Origin of the sequence: Pseudomonas edaphica, assembly GCF_005863185.1 — a bacterium.
GTDB classification, from domain to species: Bacteria; Pseudomonadota; Gammaproteobacteria; order Pseudomonadales; family Pseudomonadaceae; genus Aquipseudomonas; species Aquipseudomonas edaphica.
In genome coordinates, this window is sequence record NZ_VBVZ01000717.1 from 1 (window position 1) to 2,899 (window position 2,899).

At 59.8% G+C, this 2,899-nt stretch carries 2 protein-coding genes and 1 pseudogene; all 3 read right to left on the minus strand.

Features of this window, described 5'->3' with window-relative positions:
- Nucleotides 1-68: 68 nt before the first annotated feature.
- Nucleotides 69-1,034: an L-arabinose ABC transporter permease AraH gene (gene araH / locus FEM54_RS29445; protein WP_017138344.1), complete on the minus strand. Its 966-nt coding sequence runs from the start codon at nt 1,032-1,034 to the stop codon at nt 69-71.
- 19 nt (nt 1,035-1,053) lie between these two features.
- Nucleotides 1,054-2,553, minus strand: coding sequence for an L-arabinose ABC transporter ATP-binding protein AraG (gene araG, locus FEM54_RS29450; RefSeq protein WP_032865806.1), 1,500 nt, complete (start codon nt 2,551-2,553; stop codon nt 1,054-1,056).
- A pseudogene (locus FEM54_RS29455) lies at nt 2,550-2,899 on the minus strand (arabinose ABC transporter substrate-binding protein); the annotation flags it as partial. The gene araG and the pseudogene FEM54_RS29455, both read right to left, overlap by 4 nt.

Genomic DNA, 2,899 nt, shown 5'->3' on the forward strand with positions numbered 1-2,899 from the left:
TAATTAGCTGACTCACCGCTATCGCAGGCAAGCCAGCTCCCACATTTGGATCTTCATAGGGCGAGCGTTCAGCGTTGCTTCATGCGGTCGATGATGACCGCCAAGAGCAGGATCGAGCCCCGGATCACATACTGGTAAAACGTGTCGATGTTCTTCAGGTTCATCGCGTTCTCGATGATCGCCAGAATCAACACCCCGGCAATCACATGGCGGATCATGCCGATACCGCCGCTCAACGACACACCGCCCAACACACACGCCGAGATTACCGTCAGCTCGAAGCCCTGGCCGATCATCGGCTGGCCCGAGGTCATGCGCGAGGCGAGGATCACCCCGGCCAATGCGCCGATCAAGCCGTGCACGGCAAAGATGATGATCTTGGTGCGGTCGACATTCACCCCGGCCAGCAACGCCGCTTCCTGGTTGCCGCCGATGGCCATGGTGTTGCGCCCGTAGGTGGTGTAGTTGAGCAGCCAGCCGAAGAACACAAAGCACAACACGGTGATGATGATCGGCACCGGCACGCCCATCAGTTGGCCGTTGCCGAACACAAAGAAGCGTTCGTCCATCACGCCGACCGCCTTGCCGTTGGAAAAGATATAGGCCAGCCCGCGCACGATCTGCATGGTCGCCAAGGTTGCGATCAACGCGTTGATGCGCAGCTTGGCGATCACGATGCCGTTGATCAGCCCCACTACCAGGCCCATGGCCAACGCAGCGGACACGCCGAGTACCACGCTGTCGGTGTCACGAATCACAATCCCCGCGACCACACCGGCACAGGCGATCACCGAGCCGACTGACAAGTCGAAATGCCCCGATGCCAGGCAGAACAGCATGGTGCACGCAGCGATGCCCACCGTCGAAATCGCCAGGCCCAGCCCGCGCATATTCAGCGGCGAGAGGAAGTTGTCGATAAACAGCGCGCTGAGCACAAAGATGCTCAATGCCGCGAGTAGCATCACCCAATCATCGAGAAATTTACGTTGGTTGAAACCCGGCCAAAAGCCCTTTGCAGTTTTTACCTGTGACATACCTATACCCTCGAATTCTTCAAGCCCGCGAACGCGGGAGAGCCAGTTGCAACAGCTTCGCTTCATCCGCCTGGTCGCGGGTCAACTCGCCAGTCAGCGCGCCTTCACTCATCACCAGGATGCGATCAGAGATGCCCATCACTTCCATCAGGTCGCTGGACACCACAATCACCGCAATGCCGCTGGCCGCAAGGTTATGAATGATCTGGTAGATTTCCGACTTGGCGCCGATATCGATGCCGCGTGTGGGCTCATCCAGCAGCAACACTTTCATCGGCATCGACAGCCAGCGGCCAAGAATGGCCTTCTGTTGATTGCCGCCGGACAGGTACATGATTTTCTGCTCGGCGTTCGGCGTTTTGACTTTCATCGCCTTGATCTGCTTGTCGGCGTTGCCCTTCTCCCAGCCTTCACGCAACAGCCAGCCAAAGGTCGAATGCGCGCCACGCGCACTGATGTTGATGTTCTCGGCCACGCTGGACAGCGGGATGATGCCTTCTTTTTTGCGGTCCTCCGGGCACAGCAGCACACCGGCGGCGATGGCATCGCGTGGTGAATGTAATGGCAGGGCTTGCCCAAACAATTCCAACTGCCCGGCCGTTGCGCGTTCCAGGCCACTGAGCAAACGAAACAGCTCGGTACGCCCGGCGCCCACCAGCCCGAAAAGGCCGAGAATCTCGCCCTTGTGCACCTGCAGGCTGACCGCTTCGCGCAGGCCAGGCCCAAGCAAACCGTTGACCTTGAGCGCCACCTCACCGCGTTCGCGCGGGCGGTAATCGTAGATATCCTGGATATCTCGCCCGACCATGCAGGTCACCAACTGGTCGTGAGTCAGTGTGGCCATGTCGTCAAAAGTGCGCACATAACGGCCGTCCTTGAACACCGTCACCGCATCGCAAATACGGAACACTTCTTCCATGCGATGCGACACATACAGCACCACTTTGCCCTCATCGCGCAGGCGCGTGATGATCGCCATCAAGCGGTCGATTTCCCGCGCCGACAGGCTGCTGGTGGGTTCGTCAAAAGCAATCACATGGGCACCACGGGACAACGCCTTGGCGATTTCCACCAGTTGGCGCTGGCCGAGGGACAGGCGCCCAAGCTTCTCTTGCGGATCGATTTCATCGGCCAGGCCTTTAAGGCACGCCAACGCCTGCTTGCGCAGCTGGCCGCCGTTGACCACGCCGAAACGCGACGGCAAATGCCCGAGAAACAGGTTCTCGGCCACGGTCATTTCCGGCACCAGATGCAGCTCCTGGTGAATCACCGCCACGCCGTTGGCGATGCTGTCGGCGGCGTTCTTGAACGCCATGACCTGCTCGCCGATCTGCACCGTGCCGCTGCTGGGCGTGTAGGCACCGCCGAGGATCTTGAGCAGCGTGGACTTGCCCGCGCCGTTCTCGCCCATCAGCGCATGCACCGAGTGCGGCCGCGCTTCAAAGCTGATTTGCGCCAGCGCCTTGACCCCGGGAAACTCCTTGCCGATGCCGTTGAAACGCAAGGCCGCGCCGGTCATTTCCACAGACCGATTTTGCTCAACTCTTCCTTGAAGTTGGCGCGGGTGATGAGGGTTACGTTATCCAGGGCGGTGAACTTGGCAGGCTCGGTGCCTTTGGTGACCCACTCGAACATCGCCGTGGCGGTTTTGTAGCCGGATGCATCGGGGCTGAGCAGCATTGAGCCGTAGAAGCCGGTGTCGGTTTTCTTCAACTCTTCAATCGCATCAGTGCCATTGATGCCCACGCCAATCACATTGGCCGCCTTGAAACCGGCGCTTTCGGTGGCGCGCACGCCGCCCAGCACGGTGCTGTCGTTCATGCCGCCGATGATCAGGTTTTTCGCGGTGCCCGGCAGCTTTACCG

Coding starts and splice junctions, on each gene's coding strand:
- araG (WP_032865806.1), bottom strand. CDS start 2,553: ATGACCGGCGCGGCCTTGCGTTTCAACGGCATCGGCAAGGAGTTTCCC.
- araH (WP_017138344.1), bottom strand. CDS start 1,034: ATGTCACAGGTAAAAACTGCAAAGGGCTTTTGGCCGGGTTTCAACCAA.